The 24,366-nt window shown below is 46.3% G+C and carries 15 protein-coding genes; 8 read left to right on the top strand and 7 right to left on the bottom strand.

Features of this window, described 5'->3' with window-relative positions:
- Positions 1-130: 130 nt before the first annotated feature.
- A complete protein-coding gene (locus tag JUB15_RS01095) occupies positions 131-601 on the top strand; it encodes a hypothetical protein (protein WP_207510393.1) in 471 nt (156 codons plus the stop codon).
- 42 nt (positions 602-643) lie between these two features.
- Here the strand turns inward: JUB15_RS01095 and JUB15_RS01090 are convergent, their stop codons facing one another.
- Positions 644-1,753 carry an AAA family ATPase gene (locus JUB15_RS01090; protein WP_207510392.1) on the bottom strand — a complete coding sequence of 370 codons (1,110 nt, stop codon included), beginning with the start codon at positions 1,751-1,753 and terminating at the stop codon, positions 644-646.
- Between the two features lie 154 nt (positions 1,754-1,907).
- On the opposite strand from JUB15_RS01090, the gene JUB15_RS01085 reads away from it, so the two are divergent.
- The 3 genes from JUB15_RS01085 (at position 1,908) to JUB15_RS01075 (ending at position 7,383) form a co-directional block, all read left to right on the top strand.
- Entirely contained in the window at positions 1,908-2,198 is a 291-nt protein-coding gene (locus tag JUB15_RS01085; protein WP_207510391.1) for a GlsB/YeaQ/YmgE family stress response membrane protein, read from the top strand.
- Between the two features lie 377 nt (positions 2,199-2,575).
- Complete coding sequence (locus JUB15_RS01080) at positions 2,576-5,893, top strand: SusC/RagA family TonB-linked outer membrane protein (protein WP_207510390.1); 3,318 nt, start codon at positions 2,576-2,578, stop codon at positions 5,891-5,893.
- A 23-nt stretch (positions 5,894-5,916) separates the two neighbouring features.
- Positions 5,917-7,383, top strand: coding sequence for a SusD/RagB family nutrient-binding outer membrane lipoprotein (locus JUB15_RS01075; protein ID WP_207510389.1), 1,467 nt, complete (start codon positions 5,917-5,919; stop codon positions 7,381-7,383).
- Between the two features lie 309 nt (positions 7,384-7,692).
- On the opposite strand, the gene JUB15_RS01070 is transcribed toward JUB15_RS01075, so the two are convergent.
- Positions 7,693-8,292, bottom strand: a complete 600-nt coding sequence (locus tag JUB15_RS01070; protein WP_207510388.1) for a TetR/AcrR family transcriptional regulator — start codon at positions 8,290-8,292, stop codon at positions 7,693-7,695.
- Positions 8,293-8,575: 283 nt separating this feature from the next.
- On the opposite strand from JUB15_RS01070, the gene JUB15_RS01065 reads away from it, so the two are divergent.
- The 4 genes from JUB15_RS01065 to JUB15_RS01050 are packed head-to-tail and all read left to right on the top strand — an operon-like array spanning position 8,576 to position 14,901.
- Positions 8,576-9,244 (top strand): TetR/AcrR family transcriptional regulator, encoded by a 669-nt coding sequence (locus JUB15_RS01065; protein ID WP_207510387.1) that lies wholly within the window; start codon positions 8,576-8,578, stop codon positions 9,242-9,244.
- Positions 9,245-9,255: 11 nt separating this feature from the next.
- On the top strand, positions 9,256-10,620 hold the full coding sequence (locus JUB15_RS01060) for a TolC family protein (protein ID WP_207510386.1): 1,365 nt from the start codon (positions 9,256-9,258) through the stop codon (positions 10,618-10,620).
- 6 nt (positions 10,621-10,626) lie between these two features.
- A complete protein-coding gene (locus JUB15_RS01055) occupies positions 10,627-11,697 on the top strand; it encodes an efflux RND transporter periplasmic adaptor subunit (protein WP_207510385.1) in 1,071 nt (356 codons plus the stop codon).
- Between the two features lie 30 nt (positions 11,698-11,727).
- Positions 11,728-14,901 (top strand): efflux RND transporter permease subunit, encoded by a 3,174-nt coding sequence (locus JUB15_RS01050; RefSeq protein ID WP_207510384.1) that lies wholly within the window; start codon positions 11,728-11,730, stop codon positions 14,899-14,901.
- Positions 14,902-15,358: 457 nt separating this feature from the next.
- Here the strand turns inward: JUB15_RS01050 and JUB15_RS01045 are convergent, their stop codons facing one another.
- The 5 genes from JUB15_RS01045 to JUB15_RS01025 all read right to left on the bottom strand — a co-directional run bounded on the left by JUB15_RS01045 (position 15,359) and on the right by JUB15_RS01025 (position 24,354).
- A complete protein-coding gene (locus JUB15_RS01045; protein WP_369411488.1) occupies positions 15,359-17,701 on the bottom strand; it encodes a GH92 family glycosyl hydrolase in 2,343 nt (780 codons plus the stop codon).
- Positions 17,702-17,716: 15 nt separating this feature from the next.
- Positions 17,717-18,595: an ROK family protein gene (locus JUB15_RS01040; protein WP_207510382.1), complete on the bottom strand. Its 879-nt coding sequence runs from the start codon at positions 18,593-18,595 to the stop codon at positions 17,717-17,719.
- A 34-nt stretch (positions 18,596-18,629) separates the two neighbouring features.
- Positions 18,630-20,057, bottom strand: a complete 1,428-nt coding sequence (locus JUB15_RS01035) for a sugar porter family MFS transporter (protein ID WP_207510381.1) — start codon at positions 20,055-20,057, stop codon at positions 18,630-18,632.
- Positions 20,058-20,180: 123 nt separating this feature from the next.
- Positions 20,181-22,505, bottom strand: coding sequence for a GH92 family glycosyl hydrolase (locus tag JUB15_RS01030; protein WP_207510380.1), 2,325 nt, complete (start codon positions 22,503-22,505; stop codon positions 20,181-20,183).
- Positions 22,506-22,518: 13 nt separating this feature from the next.
- On the bottom strand, positions 22,519-24,354 hold the full coding sequence (locus tag JUB15_RS01025) for a class I mannose-6-phosphate isomerase (RefSeq protein ID WP_207510379.1): 1,836 nt from the start codon (positions 24,352-24,354) through the stop codon (positions 22,519-22,521).
- Between the last annotated feature and the right edge of the window lie 12 nt (positions 24,355-24,366).

The following is a 24,366-nucleotide window of genomic DNA, read 5'->3' as shown; positions in this document are numbered from 1 at the left end:
GGATGACGCATGCTACGAAAAGCAATGGAAATCCCATAAAAAACCAGAACCAGCATTTGCGGCCAATGATTAACCGGATTAACAGCCAACAACCGCTTATAATGTAACTTTATCATCCAAGCGGCACTGTATGGATCACATGACAAATAATAATGAGGATGAGGCGTTAAAAAAAGCACTGGGTAAACCGAAGTATTATATCGATACGCCTGGAAAGCTGGCAGGCGAACAATACTATTGGTTTCCCAACCAGGGCAATAGCATGACCGATGGTACGGCCAGGTCAATTCCCGGCGGCAGCCTGGTACTGGGCCGACTGCTGTCGATCAATACCATAACTGATATTCCCCTGCACCGCCCGATGGTCTTTATTATTGATTATAAGGGTGAACAATATTGCTTATTGAAAAGCCCCTGCGCTATCAAAACAACAGCCGAAGATTCCGATGCCGATATGGTTTGCCTGCATAGCTATAACCCTGCACCTGGTTTTACCGATCTGTGGGTTCCTTATCATTATATTAAATACTTTTTTGTGATTGAACGGGTTCGCCGGCCAGATGGAACTGACTTTCTTCCGGAACAACAAGCGGAGATTTAAAAAGAAAAAAGAACGGCCTCATTGAGGCCGTTCTGCTTTATCTCAATCTGTAACGTGATAGATGACCTCATGCGCTTCCCAGGGTGCCGGCACTTCCAGTTTCGACACCAACTTGTCCACAGCCCTGTCCGGCACAACCGCCTCGCGGCCTTTGTTCTGTCCATGTAACTTTTGATAAGGCACTTCCACATACACTATTTTAACATAGGCCTTATATGTAATGAACAGTTCTATCAACTGGCTGCGCATCTGCCGGGTGATGTTCGTGGCATTCCAAACAAAGCCCTGCTTTTTGCGCAAGCACTCACGCGCTTTTTCCTTGGCCAGTTGCACTGCCCTGCCATTGCCGCTTTTGTCGGTGGCCGTAATTTTATGCTCCCTTCGTATATGGTCCAGGTTTATGGCTGGCCAGTCTTTATAATGCTGTTGAACATAAGTATCCTTGCCGGCGCCCGGCAAACCACTCATCAGGATCACTGTTGGGCCAAAATCATCAAAGGGAACAAAATCGGGCCCGTTCTTCGGATTTTGAAAGTATTTAAACCGGGCATTGGGTGTTTTAAATTCCCTGGGTTTGCCCCAACAATCCTGCTCCTGGCACAAAGTTTCAAACAACCCGATGCGATATAAGAGATCAGCCTGGTCGGGACTGATCCTTCCCAATGCATCTGCTCTTGCCAGCAGGGCGAGCAACTTAGTATCAATCATCAAACTGGATTCGATGACGGTCCATATTGGGTCTCGCTTTTCCATAGCCCAAATGGGCTGACCATGCAGCCGCACCAGTTGTACGATCTGTTCGCGAATGGCGAATGGCGCAGGTTCTTCGGCATATAAGATCCGCCGCGTGGTCATGGCGCCTTTTTTCGAATGGCCCTTCGATGTTATCCGGCCATCGGCTTCGTGTACGGTGGTCGACCGTTTCTCCACATCGTGCAAGAGAGCGGCCGCCCATAGGATCTCCTTTTGCTGCGGCGAAAGTTGTTTGAACCCTTCCAGTTGTTGCAGTGCTTCCATGACCATCTGCGTATGGATAGCCACGTTACCTTCTGCATGATATGCCGGGTCCTGGGGAACAGCATCCATATCCCGAACCCAGTCGAACCGGTCATGCAGATGGGCCCAGTCTTTATCAGCCGTTAAAGTCCACATACTTACCTCCTTCCTGTTTCAATGGCGCCCGTTTCCTGTTGACGGGGCTCAATACGTCTTCCTTTATGGAAGTACATAAAAATGGCGTTCCAGTTGTTGGTACATCAATGCGGCACTCAAATTGCTTATTCAAACATTGAATAAACTTTACACTATGACACTCACAGAGTTATTGATCCTACTGGTTATTGCAGCCATTTGCGGGGCGGTTGGTCAGTCCCTGGCGGGCTACGACCTGGGCGGCTGTTTGGTATCGATCGTTGTTGGTTTTATCGGCGCCTGGATCGGACTATGGATCGCCGGTAAATTCGGCTTACCCGAAATATTTGCCATAAAAGTAGGTGGAAAAACTTTTCCCATAATTTGGGCCGTGGTAGGATCGGCGGTATTTACATTGATCATAGCACTTATCAGGGGCGCTATCTTCGGAAGGAACCGGTATTAGAACAGGCATAGTCACCTAACGTAACCACAATAACTAATCGGTTCAATATTGATCGATATATAAAAATTGATGATTTAGTAAAAAGCTGTATCACTTCCCGATACGGCTTTTTTTTATGACCATGGTCATAAATCCATAGCCATTCGTTGAACTTCCAGGTTATAACTGTTAATCTTTTAATTCGTTCTATTTTATAATTTTTAACTCGCCCTGCAGAAACATCATACACATCACGAATATTTGGCATGACTGGGCATGAAATTTTCAGCAATTCAAAAGTTATTTCTGTGAAGGCTTACAAGCTTAGCTAAGACATTTATATCAGGGGATATCCTTGCCCAAACAGATCATTTTGTGCACTTTTTAAACTGACGGCTATGATAAAAATTGATCTCAACCAAAACAGGATTCTCTATTGCTCCATCCTTTCCCTCCTTCTCTTTCTATCACTACCCCCGTCTGCCGATGCAACCGGGGAACCAGAGAAAAGATTTATTCCGGTAAGCGGAAGAGTAACTTCCTCAAACGATCAGCAACCACTTGAAGGTGTATCTGTTACAATCAAAGGTACCAACACGGGCACCTCAACAGATGCAAGCGGACAGTACAACTTCGCCAATGTTGAAAGCAATGCAACACTTGTTTTCAGCTTTGTAGGTTATCAAACGATGGAAGTGCCGGTAAGGAACCGCAATGTCATTGACGTTACCTTACAGGTAGAAGCCGGTACACTCGTTGAAACGATCGTTACAGCCAACGCCATCCGGCGCGACAAAAGATCACTGGGATATTCAGCCCCGGTGGTAAGAAGTGAAGAACTGCTGACAGGGCGGAACACCAGTCCGTTAAACGCTTTACAGGGAAAGGTTGCCGGTGTAAATATTACCAGCACAGCCGGCGCTCCCAACAGTTCATCCCGCATCGTATTGCGAGGCGGATCCTCAATCACGGGCAACAACCAGGCCCTCATGGTAATAGATGGTATCCCTATCGATAACTCCGACTTTCTCGGCGGAAGCGATGTACGCACTACGCAAAACAGCGGGGTTGTTGACCCCAGAAGCACCGTCAACTTCGGTAACCGCGGAAATGATATCAACCCCGAGGATATAGAATCCATCACCGTATTAAAGGGTCCCACAGCGGCGGCACTGTATGGTTCCAGAGCCTCCAATGGAGCAGTGGTAATTACCACCAAATCTGGAAGAAGAGGCCAGAAAACGGAAGTAACAGTAAGTTCAACAACCACTTTTTCAAACATCCTGCGACTGCCCAGGTTCCAGAACAGTTTTGGCCAGGGCTATGCCGTTGATATAAATCCAGACAATACGCTGGAGTATTATCTTGACCCGATAGAGAACTGGAGCTGGGGACCTCCTTTTACCGGCGAAATGCAGGAATGGGGACAGGAGATCAATGGCGTACGGCAACAAAAACCGTATTCGGCACAGGAAGACAACATAAGGAAGTTCTTTGAGACCGGAAGAATGATCAGTAACACAGTATCATTCGCAGGGTCGGGCGAAAAAACAACTTTCTATTTATCGCTCAACAGCCTGAACTCCGATGGTATCATGCCTACAAAAAAGGACAATTATAACAGGTACAACGCCCGGTTCAATGGTACTGCCCATTTCAATAATAAGTTCTCTGCCAGCATTGGTGTCAACTACAGCAGGCTGAACAGTAACCTCGTACAGGGCGGACAGGGCCCAGGATCTGTTTATGACAACGTGATGCAAACACCACGTGATATCCCGATTGATAAAATGGGCGATCTGAACAATCCTTATTATGGTTACGGATTCCTGAACGAACGCGGTGAGCAGGTTTATGGCTTTTACGGAGGTTATACGGTAAGTCCATATTATATTTTACAGAACTATAAAAATGAAAATGAACTGGACCGTATCATCGGAAACTTCACGATCACGTACGAGCCGTTTAAATGGCTCAGTATCGTTGAAAGAGTGGGCGCCGATGTATACTCAGACCGCAGAAGGTTCATGTATCCTAAATTCACTTATTACCCGGCAGATGAAACAACCGGCAACTACTCCCGCTCAAATGTTCAATCGGAAGTAGGCCAGTACCGGGAAAATAATTTCAATATCAGTGAAATCGTGCATGACCTTATGATCACCGCCAAGAAAAATGTTGGCGATGATTTCACCGGAAGTTTAATGCTGGGACACAATATCCGGCAAAGGGTGTCTTCTATCCTGGATGCCAGCACCAATGAATCATTCGGACTTATAGTACCCGGATGGTACAATCTGGATAACAGCAATGGGCCCGTATATAACTTCAATGAATTCAGCCGCCGGCGGTTAATGGGTTTATATGCGCAATTGACGATGGGTTTCCGGGAAATGCTTTTCCTCGACCTTACAGCCCGTAACGACTGGTCATCTACCCTGCCGGAAGATAACAGGTCTTTCTTTTACCCAAGTGCCAGTGCCTCTTTTGTGTTTACAGAATTGATGAAAGACGGGCCATTAGCTGATGCGCTGAACTATGGTAAAATACGCGCCAGTGTAGCACAGGTGGGTAACGATGCCAGCCCGTTCCTGCTCAACAATTATTTCGCAAGGCCCGAGATCGAAGGAAATTTCGGAAGCACAACATTTCCTTTCAACGGGATACCCGGTATCACCAGGTTCGGACGGATCGGAAATCCCAACCTGAAACCCGAGATCACCACAGCCTATGAAGTGGGCGCCGAACTCAATTTATGGAACAACCGGTTGTACCTTGATTTCTCTTATTACCAGAACAGATCAAAAGACCAGATACTTACCATTCCTATATCAGAAGCATCTGGATTTACCAGTATGGTGATCAATGGGGGTATTGTAGAAAATAAAGGTATTGAGATCAGCTTACGGGGCACTCCTATACGAACCCAGGGAGGATTTTCACTGGAACTGTTTGGTACCTACACCCGCAATCGCAACAAGGTGGTTGATCTTGAACTGGAAGGCGTAACGCAGGTATCGTTGGGTGGATTAGCCGATATGTCGGCCGTAGCAGCAGAAGGAAAACCATACGGAACTTTCTATGGCGTAGATATCCTGCATGATTCCCTGGGAAGAGTTATCGTGGATCCTTCCAGCGGCATTCCGCTTGAAACACCAGGCGCCGTTTATTTTGGTTCATACAACCCGGATTATTTAGCATCCCTGGGCGCCACTGCCCGCTACAAAGGATTTACGTTCAATATTCTTTTTGATACAAAACAGGGCGGACAGTTCGTTTCCCGCACAAAAGACATCATGGCTTTTGTTGGTACATCGTACGAAACAATAGAATATGGACGGGAACCTTATATATTTCCCAATTCAGTGTATTACGACCAGACAGACAAACTGGTGACCAATACCGATGCACGGCTTCTACCGCAGGATTACTTCAGCAATCTGCCTTATGGGCGGAACGTAATAGACGCCTCTTACGTCAAACTGCGCGAAATGAGCCTGAGTTACAGGATCCCGAAGAGTGTACTTAGGAATTCGTTCCTGGGCGATCTAACAGTGGGCATATTCGGGAATAACCTCGTGTTGTGGACACCATCACAGAATAAATACATTGATCCGGAAATTAACTCGGCCGGCGCCACCAACCTGCAGGGCTTTGACTTTACTGCCCAGCCCTCACAACGGAATTTTGGCTTTAACATAAGCGCCAGCTTCTGATTAACCTACAAAATAGCTGAGATATGACAACTATCCATATAAGATACAAATGGCTGCTGTTTTTACTGGTTATCGTGACCGGCATCAGCGGTTGTAAAAAGTTTTTGGATACCAACGATAACCCCAACCTGGCATCCAATGCTTCTGTTGAGTTATTGCTGCCTTCCGTGCAGGCCGCCATCGGCCATGCGCTTGGCAATCCACTCCAGATCCATGGCAGCATCTGGGCCCAGTACTGGACACAAAATCCAACTTCATCGCAATACAGAAGCCTCGATCAATACTCGGTAACAACTACTTCTTTCGACAGACCCTGGAGAATGTTGTATTCCGATGCGATAGCCGATATACAGGAAATATTAAACCTTACACAGGGCAAGGCGGCCTCCAATCAATATACTGCCATTGCCTATTTAATGAAAGCCTATGCATTTCAGTTAGCAACAGATGCATTTGGCGACGTTCCGTTAACGCAAACGGCTAACCCGGCTATTACCAACCCTGCTTACAATCCGCAGCAGCAGGTATATGACAGCATACTTGCGTTTGTTGACCGTGCTATTTCATTAATAGACGTAGACGCAGAGGTTCACCCGGGTTCAGATGACCTGATCTTCCAGGGCGATATGGAGCAGTGGTTACGCTTTGCCAATACTTTCAAATTGCGGGCTTTGTTACGATTGTCAGAAGTGGCGCCGCAAAAAGCCGCCGCCGGCATTGCCACCCTGAACGGCGCCGAGTTCCTGGAAGACGATGCACAAATTGAATACAGTGCCGTTGGTGGTAACCAGAATCCATTGTTCTCGGAAATGCTGGGCTTAAGCCGCGTACAAAACATGGTAGCCAGCGAAACAGTGGCTAAATTCATGACACAAAACCGCGATCCGCGGGCAGATGTTTTCTTTGACAGATATAGAAATACGGCCGGCACCATCGATTCTATCATTGGGATCAAACAAGGCTCTTACCGAACCAACACCCGCGTATTCAGTTTACCATCGGCTGCGGTGGGCGCTAACGGAAGAAATGACCAGTCGGCCAATGCACCTGTAAAATTCATGTCGGCCGCTGAAAGTTATTTTCTGCAGGCAGAAGCAGTTGTAAGAGGATGGTTAACTTCAGGCCAAACTGCTGCCAGCCTATTCAGGCAAGGTATAAGAGCGAGTTTTGAATCTTATAATGTGAATGGTGTTGATACATACCTGGCTTCTGCCCCTGCTGCTCAATGGCCAGGTGGTGGAACAGAAGCACAGATCAGGGCAATCATCATTCAAAAATGGCTGGCCATGACAGGCAATCAGGGTTTTGAAGCATGGACGGAATGGCGGCGTACCGGTTACCCGGATTTCTTTACCGTATCATTGGCAACCGCATTAGGAGATGAGAGATTGCCGGCACGTTTACTGTATCCGAGTTCCGAGGTAACAAGGAACGTGAACTTCCCGGGCATCAGGCAGATCTATGAACCTGTTTGGTGGGATGTTGATTAAAGATCTCAACATGCAAATTCCAGGAACCAAATAAAAAACACAGAAAAAGAACACAAATAATAAATCACATGATCCAGACTGATCCCAATAACAAATGTTGTGGGAAGCGTTTTGGGTTTTGTGATTTATTTTTTGGTGAATGGATCTTACACTTTGGAATATTTTTTACTTCCTGCGATTTGGTTCTTGCAGTAGGATCTTGAAAGTTTGGTTCTTGAGATTTTGCTCTTATTTGGTTCTTGCGATTTTGGTTCTCTTATTTGGTTCTTGAGATTTGGTTCTTGAGATTTGGTTCTTGAGATCTATCAATTATGACCTTACTCCATTAAAATAGGTATCAGCTATAAAAACCAGTTGGCTGTTCGTTAAATTAAATTCATCTTCCAGGAAGATCTTATTGGCCGTGCCTTTTAACGTTATATTCATCATTTTCGCCCACAAACTCATTTCTGCATTGTTCATCATTTTTACTTCCTGCTGACTGATGCCGAGAATAAGAATATCTTTTATCAGCTCTTCAATATAGGAATCGCGCTTTTTTACGATATTCTCAAACAGGAAATGATTCTCGTACAGGTCTGTTTTAAAAATCGAAAATTTATTGGCTTTATATTTTACATCCTCCAGCAGGCTGGTAAACAATACCCGGAACTTGCTGAGAGCCGACGATTCCTTTTTTACCGCATCTGCCACTTTTGCCTGCGAAGCTTCAATATCATTTAGAATAACTGCTTCAAAGATCTCTTCCTTTGTCTTATAATAATAGTATAAAGCGCTTTTCGACTTGCCTATCTGCCGGGCAATATCTTCCATGGTGGTCTTTTTAAACCCAAACCGCTCGAACAATTCCCGCGCTCCGTTCAAAATTTCCTCTCTGATGGGATCTTTTACAATTTGACTATTCGACATTTCTGGTCGATTTTAATGATTTACTCAAAAATACAAAATCCGGTCTAACTGTCAGTCCGGGAAACGCAGAAACAATGAACATTTACAAAGTTTCAGTCGTGTAATCAGCAAAATATTTGGCTTACAATTAATTAAATCCATCCGCTCTCTGCCTTTCAATTCCAACAAAACGCTTTTAGGCCTTGCTTTCACAGTCCTTTAACATTTATTTTCGACCATTTATACAAATTAGTCGAAAAGTCATATTACCTTTGACCAATAAACCAAATTGGTCGAAAATTTGATGAATGAACTAGTCATATTAGAAACGGCTTTCAGGTTATTCACCACACAGGGCATCCAGCTCTTTACGATGGATGATATTGCCTCAAGGCTGGCCATATCAAAGAAGACCTTATACCGGTTCTTCACATCCCGGCACGACCTGGTGCAGCAGGTATGCAGACAGGTGGCCGGCAATTATAACCAGTCGATGGCAGCGGCTGAACAGGCCGAGGTCAACAACCTGCAACGGGTGCTCCGCTACATGGCCGTGAATGTAGATTTCTGTAAAAAGACCTGCCCGGCATTTTTCACGGATCTGCAGAAGCATTACCCGGCAGAATCTTCGTGGCTGGTGAACAGCATGAATGAAACCATTCAATCGAGATTGGTAAAGGCATTGGAGCAGGGCATTGTGGAAGGCGTGTTCAGGGGAAGCCTGCATCCGAAACTGGTGGTTTCCATTTTACAACAGCATATCCAAAAGGATTTTGAATTCGCTGCCGAACTGGTGAACGATTATTCAAAAGATGAAGTATTCAGGCAGGCGATGTATATGTTCCTGTATGGCATCATAGCGCCGGAAGCCATTCCTCAACTGGAAAACGAGTTGGAAAAATACAGTTTCGCTAACCGCGCGCTGTATACCGGAATAAACGAACCCACTTTACATAAGAAACAGCTCAACTAAATACTGAATTAATGAAACACAATCCATCGCTTCGAAAATTAGTGCAACGTGTGGTATTGCTGGTGGCAGGAGTGAGCATTTTGTCGCTGGCCAATGCGCAACCAACGCCACTCTCGCTGAAAGAAGCTTTACAACATGCTTTGAAGAACAAATCGGAAGCCGTTAAGGCAAGGCTTGATGAAGAGAACAGTCAATACAGGATCGACGAAGCCAGGTCACAGGCACTTCCGCAGGTGAACGCGAATGGCAGCCTCACCTACAATCCTATTCTGCAGCTGAGCGCTGTACCGGGCGACCTGGCGGGTCAACCTGGTAAAACGCTGCTGATCCCGTTCGGACAAAAATGGAACGGCAACGCTGCTGTGTCCCTGTCGCAAACCTTGTTCGACAAATCGGTTTTTACTGGTTTAAAAGCGGCCAGGGCCACGCAACAATATTACCAGCTCGTAGCCGGATTAACCGATGAGCAGGTCATTGAAAAAGTAGCTACCCAATACTACCAGGTATTGGTGCAACGCCAGCAACTGGCGATCGTTGACAGCAACATAGCTACTACCACCCGGGTAAAAAATGTCATTGAAGGCCAACATAAGAACGGCCTGGCCAAAAAGATCGATCTCGACAGAAGCAAGGTGAACCTCTCAAACCTGGAAGCACAAAAGCAGCAACTGGTGAATGCCGTTCAGCTGCAGGAAAACATGTTGAAATTCTATATGGGCATTCCTATTGAAACACCCATCGCTGTTCCGCCTTCGGCACTCGACAGCATACAACCGAACATGGCTGTGCTGGCAGAAACGCCGGATGTTAAAAAGCTGTCTGATTACCAGGTGCTGAAAAAACAGGAAGAGCTGTTGGTATTACAGAAAGAAGCAAAAAAAGCCGCCTACTACCCTTCTTTGTCGCTTACAGGTAATTACGGTTACATGGGATTAAACAACAAATTCCCCATTGGAACAGGGGCTAACTGGTTCGACTATTCGTCCGTTGGACTGAACCTGAAAATTCCCATCTTTAACGGATTTGCTACCCGCTCAAGAGTACGGCAGGCTGATATTGAAATAAAAAAGCTGCAGCAGGACATCAGGAACACCGAGCTATCATTGAACCTGGGTTATCAGAATGCCACTACTCAGCTTCGCAACAGCATCATTACGCTCAATACGCAAAAAGAGAACGTAGCGCTGGCCGAAGAAGTGTATGCCAACTCACAAAATAATTATGCGCAGGGATTGGCGCCGCTGACAGACCTGCTGGATGCAGAGAACTCACTGGCCACCGCGCAGAACAATTATACCGCTGCCTTGCTCGATTACCGGCTGGCAGAGATCCAACTCATTAAAGCACAAGGAAACTTAAAATCACTCTTAAACTAACAGATAATGAAGAAGAAGATCGTCAGGATCATTATTACAATCGTAGTCATTGCAGTTTCTCTGGGCGCTATAGCCAAAGTACTTTCGAACAACAAAAAGAAATCGGAAGAAAAGACCCAGATCGTAGCCCAAACCAATGCCACGGTATCCGTACGAATAGATACTGTTTCGCGCGCCATTCCAAACCTGGACGTAATTGCCAATGGGAATTTTGCGCCCGAACAGGAATTAAGCCTGGCCGCGGAAAAATCTGGCCGGGTGGTACAGGTGCTGGTTGATGAGGGCAGCTACGTACGTAAAGGACAAACCGTAGCCACCATTCGTGTTGATCAGTTATCAGTTGATCTTACCAATGCGGAAGCCAACTATCAGACTGCCCTTACCGACCTCGACCGCTATGAAAACGCCTTTAAAACGGGTGGTGTTACCCAGCAGCAACTCGATCAGGCAAAGCTGAATGTAGCCAATGCCAAAGCAAAACTGGAACAATCGCGTATTAACCTTGGGGATGCCAGCATTCGCGCCACCATCAATGGTATTGTAAACAAACGCTATATTGAACCAGGCAGTGTTGTGTCACCCGGCACCAAGATCCTTGATATTGTAAATGTATCAACGCTCAGGCTGAATGTAACGGTAAACGAAGCGCAGGTGCCTTACCTGGCCATCGGCAAACCGGTAAAGGTGAAAGCAAGCGTGTTCCCTGATAAAACATTTTCAGGCAAGATCAATTTTATTGCGCCCAAAGCCGATGAAGCTTTGAACTTCCCCGTAGAGATCACGATCACCAACAATGCCGCCAATCAACTGAAAGCCGGTATGTATGGAACAGCCATCTTTGATTTCCCGAATCAATCAGCAGTTATCATGATACCCCGTACTGCCTTTGTAGGCAGTGTGAACAGCAAGCAGGTGTTTGTAGCCGATAATGGCGTTGCCCGGCTGAAATCAGTTACACCCGGTCGTGTAATTGGTGAAAATGTAGAAATACTGGATGGGTTAACCGAAGGCGCCCTGGTTATTACCAGCGGTCAGATAAACCTTGTTGATGGCAGTAAGATAAGCATCCTTCAATAAGCCGGAACAACAATATAAAAATATTAACAGATGAAATTAGCTGAATTATCGATAAAACGGCCTTCCCTCGTGATCGTACTGTTTACGATCCTTACGCTGGGCGGTTTGTTCAGTTACACGTTGCTGGGCTACGAACTGATCCCGAAGTTCGACAGTAATGCGGTAACTATTACAACGGTATATCCGGGTGCATCGCCGGCTGAAATTGAAAATACCGTTACCAAAAAGATCGAGGACGCGGTAGCCTCCCTGGAAAACATCAAAAAGCTGGAATCGAAATCAATGGAAAGCATCTCATTGGTTACTATCCAGCTTAACAGTGGCGCCGATGCCGACTATGCATTGAACGATGCCCAACGCAAGATCAATGCGATCTTGAAAGACCTGCCTGAAGATGTGGATCCGCCTTCCCTGAATAAATTTTCACTCGACGATCTTCCCATCCTCACGCTTTCTGCTTCTGCCAAAATGGATGAGGCGTCCTTTTACGACCTGGTCGATAAACGGATCAGTCCATCCCTTTCCCGCATCAACGGCGTGGCCCAGGTAAACCTGGTAGGTGGTGAAGAAAGAGAGATCCAGGTAAGTCTTGATGCGGAAAAACTCAAGGGTTACGGTTTATCTGTTCCCCAGGTGCAGCAGATGATCGTTGCTTCCAACCTCGATTTCCCTACCGGTAATGTGCAAACCCGTGAGCAAAGCATCCTGGTGCGTTTGTCAGGTAAATATAAGAATGTAGAAGAACTGCGCAACCTGGTGCTCACTTCCCGTAACGGCATTGCAGTCCGTCTTTCAGACGTTGCTGATGTGCAGGATGCACAAAAAGAAGTGGAGAAGATCTCAAGGGTTAACCAAAAGAATTCTATTGCCGTACAGATCATCAAGCAAAGCGATGCCAATGCGGTGGCCGTTGCAGCAGACGTTAAAAAGAAAATTGCGGAGCTGCAGGCTCAGTATAAAACAAACAACTTACAACTTGATATTGCGAACGACAGCACCGTATTTACGCTGGAAGCAGCAGACTCTGTAGTGCACGACTTATTGCTGGCAGTGGTGCTGGTTGCTTTTGTGATGTTGTTTTTCCTGCACAGCATCCGGAACTCATTGATCGTAATGGTGTCGATCCCCGCCTCGCTGATCGCTACCTTCATTGGCATGGCGTTGCTGGGTTATACCCTCAACCTGATGAGTTTGCTGGGCCTTTCGCTGGTGGTAGGTATCCTGGTCGACGACGCCATTGTGGTGTTGGAGAACATTTACCGGCATATGGAAATGGGTAAGAACCGCGTTCGGGCAGCATTTGATGCCACCAAGGAGATCGGTTTTACCGTTACCGCCATTACCATGGTAATCGTGGTGGTGTTCTTGCCTATTGCGCTGAGCACCGGCCTGGTATCGAACATCATTAAACAGTTCTGTGTAACCGTAATTATAGCTACCCTGTTATCACTGTTATCATCCTTTACCATTGTACCCTGGTTGTCTTCGCGTTTCGGGAAACTGGAGCATCTTTCTGCGAAATCGATCTTTGGCAGGATTATCCTGGGCTTCGAAAAAGGCCTTACGAATTTCACCAACTGGATCACCAGTATCCTGAAATGGTCGCTGAACCATAAACGCATTACGCTGGGTATTGTAGTGGTACTGTTTGTAGCCTCCTTATATATGTTAGCGGGCGGATTTATCGGTGGTGAGTTCTTTGCCAAAAGCGACAGGGGTGAATTCATGGTGCAAATGGAATTGCCCAAAGATGCATCCATTGAACAGACCAACCAGGTAACCCGGAAAGCCGAAGAATTCCTGCGCAAAAAGCCGGAAATAACGGACCTGATCACTACGGTGGGACAAACAAGTGAAGGCATGGCGGGAAGCCAGTCAACAGCTTACAAGTCGGAGATCCGGGTAAAGCTGGTTGATGGCAAACAGAGAACGGATGATTCCTATGTGTATGCCGCTAAAATAAAAAGTGAATTACAAAACGAACTGGTTGGCACCAAAGTAAAAACGACGCCCGTAAGTATCCTGGGTACTGCCGACAATGCGCCCCTGGCATTGGTAGTGATGGCGCCCGACCTCGATAGTGCAATGGCATTTGCCAATGCTGCACATGAGGAGCTGAAAAAGATAAAAGGCGCTGCAGAAACAAAACTGACCGTTGAAGCCGGTAATCCCGAGATCAATGTTCAGGTAGACAGGGATAAAATGGCCAGCCTGGGTTTGTCGCTGCAAACAGTAGGCGCCACCATGCAAACAGCCTTCAATGGTAATACCGATGGTAAGTTCAGGGCAGGTGAATATGAATACGATATTAACATCCGCTATAACAGTTTTAACCGGTCGAATATTGAAGACGTTCGCAACCTTGAATTTGTAAACGATCAGGGACAGCGCATCAAACTGTCGCAGTTTGCATCGATCAACGAATCTTCAGGTCCCAGTTTGCTGGAGCGAAGAGATAAAAGTCCTTCCGTAACCGTACAGGGACAAACCGTGGGCCGCCCTACCGGTACAGTAGCTACTGAATGGCAGGCCGCTTTTGAAAAATTAAAAAAGCCCGCCGGTGTAAGTTATGTGTGGGGTGGCGATATGGAAAACCAGTCTGAAGGTTTCGGTACCCTGGGTGTTGCCTTGCTGGCCGCTATCTTACTGGTGTACCTGGTGATGGTGTTGTTATATGACAGCTTTGTGTATCCTTTAGTGGTATTGTTCTCTGTACCCTTATCATTTATCGGTGCCCTGTTAGCACTGGGTCTTACGAACAATTCACTCAACATATTTACGATCCTGGGTATTATCATGCTGATCGGTCTGGTTTGTAAAAACGCTATCATGCTGGTTGACTTTACCAACCACCGGAAAGCGGCTGGTGAATCCACCTTCAAAGCGTTGATACAGGCCAACCACGCGAGGCTTCGCCCAATTTTGATGACAACTATTGCGATGGTGTTTGGTATGTTGCCAATAGCCATAGCCTCCGGACCTGGTGCCGAATGGAAAAATGGTTTGGCCTGGGTAATTATCGGAGGCCTGATCAGTTCCCTATTCCTTACGCTGATCATTGTACCTGTTATCTATGCGATCTTCGATCATTGGATCCAACGCAGAAAACACAGAAAACAACAAAAATCCATTGAAGAACTAATGACGGAGGAATACGTACCCGCTGAAAGCGAGGACGGCTTTACGCCTGTTCATGTTGTTTGAGTAAAGGAAGGATCAGAACAATAGACAGGATCTGTTTACGAATGGCAGCAGGACATCAGAAGTCAACTTCTGTGTCCTGCTTTTTTTATTAAGATCGCAAATCACAAGATCCAAAGGATAAAACTCAAATCGCAAATCGCAAGATCCAAGAATAAAACTCAAATCGCAAATCGCAAGATCCAAAGGATAAAACTCAAATCGCAAATCGCAAGATCCAAAGAATAAAACTCAAATCGCAAATCGCAAGATCCAAAGGATAAAACTCAAATCGCAAATCGCAAGATCCAAAGAATAATACCTAAATCTCAAATCACAAGATCCAAAGAATAAAACTCAAATCTCAAATCGCAAGATCCAAAGAATAATACTCAAATCGCAAATCGCAAACGATATGGGAATTTTGGGCTCTGTTTTTTGTATTTATTTTTTGGTTCTTGCTGCTTGGTTCATGAGATTTTTAATAATTATCCACGGCCTTACCGCCCATTTGCACAGTAAGCTTTCCTCCTTTCGTAATGTCGGCAAACGACAAAAACGGCTGCCGCAGTTTTTTTTCATTGAGCTGCATGGATTGAATATATACATTCTCATCACTGTTGTTTTCAGCTTCGATCACGAATTGTTTACCGGCGTAATACTTTTCATTGAGCCGGATAGTGATCTTGCTGAACAATGGACCCGCTATGCCCATTTGCGGCTTTGCATCAGTTAATCCCTTTACATCAAATAAGCCCATGGCAGCTATTACATACCATGCCCCTAACTGTCCCTGGTCTTCGTCCTGCCCAAAGCCATACCCATGTACGGCTTCCGTTCCATAGAACTTATTGCAGATCGATCGCACCCATTTCTGTGTTAAGGAAGGTTTGCCGGAAAAATTAAATAACCAGGAAATATGTAGGCCGGGCTGATTGCCATGGTTGTACACCCCGCCAATACCGGCAAAAGCGTCAATATTGGCGCCACCGCCAAACAGCGCTTTTTCTGAAATAATAAATGTGCTGTCAAGTCTTCTGTTAAATGTACCGGCGCCAACTTTCGCGATCAGGGCCTTTGGATCCTGCGGCACAAAATACGTGTATTGCCAGGCATTGCCTTCCTGGAATCCGCGCCACGGTTGCGCAGGATCGAAATTATCGATAAAAGAACCATTGGCCATTTTAGGACGCACCAGTTTTAAATCAGCGTCGAACAAATGCTCCCAGCCTTTTGAGAGACGAAGAAAAGTTCTATGATCGGTTTCTTTGCCCAGCCGTTTAGCCCATTGGGCCATAGCATACGCACTGAACGCATATTCCAGCGTGTGCGAAGCAGAGAACTTCCATACTTCTTCCCAACTGCTGCCTTTATCTAAATGGTTCACATAACCGTATTTTATAAAGCTGTCCACATCCAGCTTGCCGGCGCCACGCGGACGGTCCTTTCCTTCCAGCTCATTTTTTCTGGCGGCAGCGTACGCTTCCTCTACATTAAAATCCCTGATGCCTGCCATCCAGGCGCCAGCAAAAACAATACTTACCATGTTGGTGCCAACGCCCGATACAAACCGGCTGTTGGCAATGCCATCTGCCAGCCAGCCGGCATCTTTATAGATCAGCAATTGACTTTTTATAAAATCAGCATAATATTCCGGATATGCCAGCGCCCACAATTGCGTAAGATTCCAATAAGCGCCCCATACGGCATCCGTGTTGTAATGATTATAGGTTGGCCGGCCATTTTTATCTAATGGGATCTGCCCCTTTGTGCCATCATTCTTCGGATAAGCACCATTCACATCACTGGCCAGTCCTCGGCCCAATAAGGCATGATACAGCCCAGTGTAAAATTTAACAGCGTTGTTCCGGTCAGCCGTTTCTACCTCTATTCTTCCCAGGTAATCATTCCAGGTTTTGAGGGCCTGTTGTTTTGCATCATCGAACGATAAACCGGCCGCTTCCTGTTGCAGGTTTAACCGGGCATTATCAATAGATGTGAACGACAATCCCGCCTTAATGGTAACCGCTTCATTTTCGTTGGTCGCAAAACGCAGGTATAAGCCGGCGCCTTTGCCGGAAATCTCATTCTTATCAGGCGTTATATTGTTACCCGTGAATACGCCAAATGCGGTTGGCTTTTTATCAACCAGGGCAGAAAAATACATGGTCACTTCGCCACCCGGCTGGTACTTCTGCACGTACACGGGTAAGGTGGTTACATAACCTTCAATGCGGCCATCGGGCTGCAGGTATACCCTCGCATCTTTCACCGGACCGCTTTCGCCTTGTGTATTTCCTATATCGAACAGAACATACGCTTCATCAGTTCTGGGAAAACTATACCGGTGAAAAGCTACCCTTTTGGTAGACGTCAGTTCTGCTTTGATATTATAATCTTTCAGCAATACAGCATAATAACCAGCAGTGGCCGTCTCGTCTTTTTTATCGAAGCGCGAACGGTAGCCTTCATCCGGATTTTCCAGTTTGCCCGGCATTGTTTGTAGTTTACCGGTAATTGGTGCAAACACAATTCCCCCAACCTGAAACTCATGAAAATTGGGAAAACCCTCTATCGACTCGTGGCGGGTATCATAGCCGGTGGCCTCCCAGCCATGGACATTACCGTAAGACCCATTCGTTGAAGGAGCAGGTTTGGCCATGCCGAAAGGAACAGCACCGGGTGTATAATGAAACCAGCGGCAATGAGCAGTACCAATATTGGGATCAACAAACTTTGTATAATTCGTTGACGTTTGAGCTACAGATGGCGCACAGATCGCCATAAACAGAATAGCAAAGGCAAGCAATTCTCTTTTCAAGATGGTTATTTTTTTTGATCACTTATATAATGAAGGTTGCTGACTAAAGAAACCGGCTGCGCCCAGCAGGGCTGCCTGTTCGCCCAGTTCTGATCTTACAATACGCACTTTGGGAAACCGGCTCCTTGTGGTTGCGAGTAAAGCATCTTTAAACAGCGGATATGACTGTGCAATGTTGCCGCCGATCACTACCGCCTGTGCGCCGGTTTGTTCAATAAAACGGCTTAAGAAAGCAGCCAGGTTATTGCCGAACTCCGTAAATAATGCTTGCACCCACTCATCACGCATAGCCAGTCCTGCCAGTTCCTTTACACCGCTGATGGCATTGCCGGCAATGGCCGTGTATTGCTGCACAAACCAGCGCGCAGAAAGATAATCTTCAGCAATTCCGCTTTTAAATGGCATATTCCAGAGATCGGCGCTTCTGGCCTGTCCATTTTCAAAAACAGCCGTTCCCAAACCGGTACCTAATGTTACACTTATTACATGCTCACAGCCGCTGACACAACCACCAAATACTTCCCCCTGCAAAAAACAGGCAGCATCGTTGTTGAGGCAAACAGCCGAGGGCGCTATCGCCAACGCCTCCGCGAGCATGGTCTTTACATTGAGGCCATATAACATCGGGTACTTGTTCTGATCACTGATCAGGCAAATGCCTTTTTCATAATCGAATGGTCCGGGCATGGCCAGGCTGATGTTGGTGATCCTGTTATGCTGCATGGCCTGCCGGATGCCGGAAGCCCAGACATCGATCACCTCCTCTGCTGCAGCCATTGAATCAAGATGCAAACGTACCAACGAAGGCACGATCAACTGCCTGGTTTGCACATCAACCTGTGCCGCCGTAATATGCGACCCACCGATATCAGCACCTATTACTAATGTATGGCTCATCTTTTTGTAAAACAGTTCTTAATGAAGTTTATACTTAATGACCAATGGGCGTTACGAACAGATCCTGCTCTTTTGACTGGTCTTTCCAGTCATTTTCTATCTGCTCCAGTGATTTGCCTTTGGTTTCAGGTAATAATTTGTATACAGTGATAAACGCAATCAAACAACACAAGGCAAACACCCAGAAAGTAAAAGCAGTACCAATGCTTTTTAAAAAAACAGGCGTTAGCTGGCCAACGATGGTATCGGCGATCCACATGACCATAATACTAATGGCCATTGCCCTGCCCCGAATGATACCGGGAAAGATCTCTGACGCCACCACAAATTTCAATGGACCAATAGAAAAAGCAAAGGAAGCCAGAAAAGCCAGTACACAGATCAATAGCGCCCAACCGGTGGTAGCGCCGGCATAAAAACATATACCGGTCGCCAGCAGACTGATGGTAGCGCCCGCGGTTCCCACTAAATACAAAGGTCTCCGCCCCAGGCTATCTACTTTCCAGATCGCGATCAATGTAAATAACATATTGGCCCCGCCAAAAATCACCTGGCTTAACAATGAATTGCTAAGTGAGATCCCTGCATTGTTTAAAATGCTGGGACCATAATAAATAATAGCATTTATACCGCTGAATTGCGAGAACAACGGCAATAATATTCCAATGATCAAGGCTTTACGCCATTGCGGCGCCAGCAGCGTTCGGTATGAAATGTTCTTTTGCTTCTGCAAAAGCCTTCCCTGTTGTAAACTGGCCTGCGCCTCCATGGCATTATGATTGATACGGTTAAGAATAGTTGTTGCTTCCTGTTCCCGGTGGTGCTGCATCAACCAGCGCGGACTTTCCGGAACCATAAAAAGCCCCGATACAAACAATACCGCTGGTATTATGCCCATACCAAACATCCCGCGCCATACTTCACTCACGAATAAGGCATGCATAAAGCTACCAGTATCGTTTGTATGCACCAGGGCGTAATTCAATAAAGCTGCATTGGTTAAATACGCTACCAGTATACCCAGGGTGACCGCTAATTGATAATAGGTTACCAGCCGGCCGCGGATACGGGCAGGTGCTATTTCTGAAATGTATAAAGGAACGACATTTGAGGCCAGTCCGATACCAATGCCGCCGATCAAACGTGCTGCAATAATGCCCGGTAATGAAGGCAACAGTGAACAACCCAGCGCCGAAAGCAGGAACAACAAAGCTGCCAAGAGCAGTGGTTTCTTCCGGCCTAACCGGTCGCTCAGCTCGCCTGATATTGCAACACCTATGATGCACCCTACCAATGCAGAAGATACAAACCAGCCTTCCTGGAAAGGTGACAGCTTAAACTGCTTTTGTAATAAAGGCAGGATTCCTGAAACGACCGCCATATCGAAACCAAATAAGAACCCGCCCAGCGAAGCCACCAGGGTTATAATGAAAAGGTAAGCGCTCTTGTTGCGTGTTTCCATTTAAAAGTCTTTTATTTTATATTTCCTGGTTATGCTTACCACAAAACCATGTTTAAAGCTTTTGTATTTTGCCTTTGGCGTTGCGCGTTTTTACGTTTTGCGCCTGCCTGCCGGCAGGCAGGTTCATCTTTTTGCGTTCACCGTTTTAGACATGGAAGGCGGTGCATCACCGGGTTTGCTGCCCCATTCCATATTGGCTTCAGGTCCCATTTCCAGTACCAGCGAACCACCATCTACGAGATCGCTATGATAAAACCAGGGTTTGGTCAGTGGTTTTCCATCCAGCGTGGCCGACTGAACATACCGGTTCTTATCCGATACATTATGTGCTTCTATTGTAAAGGTTTTGCCTGGATAATACGTTGGATCCAGCTGGATCGTAGCTTTTTCAAAAAGAGGACTGCCAATCTCGTAAAATGGTTTTACCGAAGCACCGCCATCTGTTTGAAACAATCCCAAAGCAGCCATTACATACCAGGCGCCCATCTGCCCTTCATCTTCATCTCCCAGCCAGCCATGTAACGGCGTTGAACCATAATACCGGTTCATGATCTCGCGGGTATAGTGCTGGGTAAGCCAGGGTTTGCCGGAATAGTTGAACAACCAGGCAGCCTGCATGTTAGGCTGATTGCCATGGTTAATAGGAATCCGATCGTACAGATCACCTTCTGCATTGAAATTATACCGGGTCGATTTTTTAAAACCCTCTTCCAACCGGTTATTAAATTCGTCTTTTCCCATCAGGTTCAATATGCCCTGCACATCGTGCGGATTAAAGAAACTGTATTGCCAGGCATTGCCTTCCAGATAACCGGTTCCGCTGAAAGAGGTACAGCAATAGGGATTCCAGTCTTTTACCCATGATCCGTCCCGGTGTTTCATCCTGATGTATTTGGTAGCAGTATCAAATACATTCTTGTAATTCCCGGCGCGTTTGATAAACTGCTCGTATTCTTTTTTCTTACCCAATGCTTTCGCCATTTGTGATACACACCAGTCGTCGTAAGCATACTCAAGGGTGTTAGACACCTGGCCTTCTTCTGTGGGCACATACCCGAGTTTCATATATGATTCAAAGAATTTGTTACCTGCAAAACCATTCTCGGGCGTTACAATCCCGGGCGTTGTTTGCTGATGCACCATGGCCCTGAAAGCGTAGGCTGCATCAAAATCACGGATCCCCTTTTGGTAAGCACCCACAATGAGCGCAATCTCGTGCGAGGCTTCCATGATACCTGAGTACTCTATACCGGCAGGACCTTTAGGCAACCAGCCACCGGTCTTATAGATCTCTAAAAATGATCTTACCCATTTGCTGGTAATATCTGGATTTACCAGCGCCCACAATTGGTTGAGGTTCCAGAAGGTGTTCCAGAGTGCATCACAACCGTAGACGGGGCTATCAGGATGTACCTGCTGTACTTTTTCATTTACATCGACATATTTTCCATTCACATCGCTCCACGTAGTACGGGCTACATACGAACGGTACATGTTTGTATAGAACTTCTTTTTTTCTTCTTCCGATCCGCCCTGCACCTGGATCTTGCTTAACATGCCGTTCCACACTTTTCTTGCATTGTTCCTTACTGCGTCGAAATCCCAGTTGAAAGGATTCATTTCCGTTTCAAGATTCAGCCGGGCCTGCTCGATGCTTACCAGGGAAATAGCCGTTTGCATCAATAATATCTCATTCTTCTTTGTGTGAAAATCGGCGAAAGCGCCCATACGTCCCTTACCAGCCACCTCTTTTACATCTTTGCTATTCTTATTGCCATTCCAGCCGCCAAAAGTTTCGAATGGTTTGTTGAAACGTACTACGAAATGAACGGTGTACTCGTTCCAGCTCCATTTCTGCTTTGAATACCCTTCAATTTCTTTGTCAGTCACTTTGGTGATCTTTGCATCGAGGATCTCCGCTGTATTTTCAAAAGGAATATCCAGATCTAGCAGAACATGCAATTCTTCCTCCTCTGGCGTCGTAAACCGGAAGAAGCCGGCGCGCGTCGTACTCGTTAACTCAGTATGAATGTTACCATTCATCAGCGTAACTGCATAATACCCTGGGCTAGCTTTCTCGGTTTCTTTATAGATCCGGGAGCGGTAACCGGTCGTCCAGCCGGTGGTAGGACCATCAGCTGGTCCGCGCCGCGTATTCAATGCCCCAACAGTAGGCATAACCGATAAGCCGGCCATCGTCCAGGAATGGATATGGCTGAAGCCACCAATATTATTGAGTGAATATTCGTAGCCGGATTTCCAAACGCCCCCCTGGTTATCCGGAGCCAGCTGTACCATACCAAAAGGCATGGTGGCACCCGGGTTCAGCATCCAGCGCGATTCGGAAGTTCCCAGTAAAGGATCGGCATAATCGACCGGCTCTTTTTGCTGGGCAATTGTAAACAGGGCACAACAACTCATGAGAACAGGCAGGAACAATCTTTTCATAATCGACGTGATATTATTTAAGTTCAGTTATATTTTCTTTACAAAAAGCCTTTACCACTTTTGCGATACCTGCGCCTTTGTTGATGAGCGTATAACTTCTGGCAGCAGCAGGGATCACAAAGGTTTCTGCATAATTAAAGGTAGTTGTAACACCTTCAGCCGTTTCAACGGAAATAGCAGTGCCTTCTACCAGCATCAGGATATGACAGGTATCATTTGTTTGTACGGTTATGCCAGACATAAACTCAAGCCGGTGGATATCGTAAAAATGAACCGGATGGGTTGGACAGTGCACCAGTTTCCAGTCTGCCCCCTGATCGATCACTGCCTGTTTAGAGATGAGCTCATTGACCACCGCCGATCCTTTCCGGTCGAAATTCAGGTTGTTGAAAGCATGATCAATATTAATAGCTCTTGGCTCACCGTTAAGGTCCAGCCTTAACCAGTCATACATCTTGAAGGTAAAGATATACGGCGTTGCACTGATCTCGAGCACCAGGTTATTTACGCCGGCGCTGTGCACGGTGCCATTGGGAATTAAGAACAGGTCGTGTTTTGCTGCTGTATGAGACTGCACATATTGTTCAATGGCCACTATCTCTTTGTTCGCTTTGCTCTGCTCCAATACCTGCTTAAAAGCTGCCGCATCGATCCCTTCCTGGAAACCCAAATAGACCTGTGCATTTTCCTTACAATCCAGGATATAATAGGTTTCGTCCTGGGTAATGGTCTCGCCAAAATGCTCACGGATATAGTTTACAGTGGGATGGCATTGAATAGATAAATTACCCCCATCCCAGGTGTCGAGAAAATCGAAACGGATGGGGAACTCATAGCCAAACAAGCCGGCATGTTTACCGAGCACATTCCTGTTTTCTTTGAACATTAAAAAGTCAAAGGATATTTCCAGCAAATTACCATTGCTTTCGAACACGAGGCCATTTTCCGGCACGATCAGTTCAAATGACCAGGCGTAATTCACTTCCTCCTTATTCAGGTCACGGATCTTATCCTTCATCCATTGTCCGCCCCAGGCGCCTGCTTCAAACCAGGGACGCACGCGGAATATTGTTTGACTGATCTTTGACAGGCCTGCCTGTAGGGAATCGCCTAACATCCAGTTCAGCGATTCTTTCCATTGAGCGTCCCCAATAACAGCTATTCGTTGTAAAATATTCTTTTTATGTTCATTCAATACTACCCAGTCAACAAAATAAAAACGCTTATACATCTCTGCGGAACGCATTACCTTTTTGCTGCCTAGGTTGGTTATGCTGCCGGCCCGCATACGGTACTGTATTTCGTTCTTGGGCAGATCGAGGTAAACCACCGGAGCATCCCAGGTCAACAGCGCGGCGCCGGTACCGAATACGATCGTACAATCAGCATCCTGCGCCGGTTTCAATGATAAAAGATCATCAGGGTTGAAAAAATCAGCCAGTGTACAATTACATTTTGTTCCCCAGACTGAATCCTGTGCACCAAGGAATGGTGTCACCATTTCCCCGATCACTTCTTCTTTTTTCATACAGGTACTTACATCTATCCAATGCACCTTCACGCCCAATTCCTGCAAGGCAATGTGCAGGCATTGCTTCACTTCTTTCCAGAAGATACCGCCATATCCATCTAACAGAATTTGCCGGTGGTCCGACATCCATTTGGCCAATGATCCATACCCGCTGAAGATCCTATCAGCGCCCAATGCATGAAAGGGGTACATGTTGTATCCTTCCTTTGTCACGGTATCTTTGCGGATCTGCTGAGGCAATAATGACTGCGAACTTATCCGTCTTTTACTCCCTGCACCTTTGGTTTTTCCTACAATATTCTCCGATGTTTCGTACATACTTTACTTATT

The sequence above is a fragment of the Longitalea luteola genome, assembly GCF_017356035.1.
Classification (GTDB): domain Bacteria; phylum Bacteroidota; class Bacteroidia; order Chitinophagales; family Chitinophagaceae; genus Niastella; species Niastella luteola.
The sequence above is the reverse complement of the archived record's forward strand: the minus strand, read 5'-3'. Positions and strand labels throughout refer to the sequence as shown.